The sequence below is a fragment of the Bradyrhizobium sp. AS23.2 genome (assembly GCF_001908185.1).
Lineage (GTDB): Bacteria > Pseudomonadota > Alphaproteobacteria > Rhizobiales > Xanthobacteraceae > Bradyrhizobium.
The window spans coordinates 1-1,117 of record NZ_LGHM01000397.1 but is presented as its reverse complement, the minus strand read 5'-3'; the positions used below and the strand labels follow the sequence as shown (position 1 = coordinate 1,117).

Annotated in this window: 1 protein-coding gene and 1 pseudogene; one reads left to right on the top strand and one right to left on the bottom strand. The window is 58.1% G+C overall.

Translation table 11 applies throughout. The features are described 5' to 3' along the window. Nucleotides 1-12: 12 nt before the first annotated feature. Entirely contained in the window at nucleotides 13-261 is a 249-nt protein-coding gene (locus tag AC630_RS48595; RefSeq protein WP_502691605.1) for a YybH family protein, read from the bottom strand. Between the two features lie 451 nt (nucleotides 262-712). Between AC630_RS48595 and AC630_RS46585 the strand changes: the two are divergent. Then, nucleotides 713-1,117: pseudogene (locus tag AC630_RS46585) on the top strand (hypothetical protein); the annotation flags it as partial.

Sequence of the window (1,117 nt, the reverse complement as noted above, 5' to 3'; positions counted from 1 at the left end):
CTCTTGCCCACTCTAGCCCGTCGGCATGTTATTCCAGATGTCGCGATGCGCGTGCCACTGGCCATCCCGACTTCGGAGCCAAACGAGAAGATACTTTACCTTCGCCTGCCCGGAGCTGAGTTTCAGGTCGGCCTCGCCAATCTCGTAGGCGGTGTCGCCGGCGATCTCGAGGTCGATCGTCTTGAGAGTGGCGTCTATCAGCCCGAGTGCGTTCGCGTGCGTGCGCCAAAATTCCTCTATCGCCTTCCTCCCCGAAACAATCGGCGCATCGGGCGGCAGAACCTTGGCATCTTCGGTATAACCTTGGCATCTTCGGTATAGAGCGCGGCCATACCGGCATAGTCCTTGCTGGCGGCGGCACTAAACTTGCGATTTGCCTCGTCGATAACCTGTCGAACCTCATCAAGGTTCATGATGATCCTCCCTCTGGAGCCGCGTCCAAGGTCCGCACCCCGCAAAGCTGGACAGCCGTCGGCCTCACTTATCGCGGCGGTCACGACCTATGGCGGGCTTGCCGTGTCTCAAGACATGCGCAACAGACACAGCTTACTCCTCCGGCGGCTCGGCAGCCACTCGGCCCGGCAATAAATTTTGCCAGCCGCTGAAAACCGAGAGGGCGGTTTCGCCACGTGCGGCTCAGGGTGCGTTGAGATTGTCGTCGGACGTGGCGCAAAGCACTGCAAATCTCATTGCCCCCTTTTAGGAGGCGACTATGGATATTTCACAGGCGTTCTTGAATTTCCGATTTGTCGAGCTGGTCAACGGTCACGACGCTCATCGTCGGGCGGCATTGTTCTCCGACGACGCTGTTCTCGTGCCGGCCGGACAGCCGACTGTAATCGGACGCGAAGTCGCGACCAAAATCTGGAACCATCTGGAGGAGCTGATCAGCCCCGATTTAGCGAGAACAACGTCAGCGGAGCCGCCCGGCGGCTTCCGCAATGGGTCTTGGCTGTGTGACAACCCCAAGACGCTTGAGCGCGATAGAAGAACTTATTCGTCCAAGATCGTTCTAGCGCTCAGGCTCGCAGGTGCCTTCAACCTAGACGGCGAACTGAAGAATGCAATTCTAGTCGTGTTTCGATCCTGCGCGTTTTTACACAGCCAGGGTCATTTC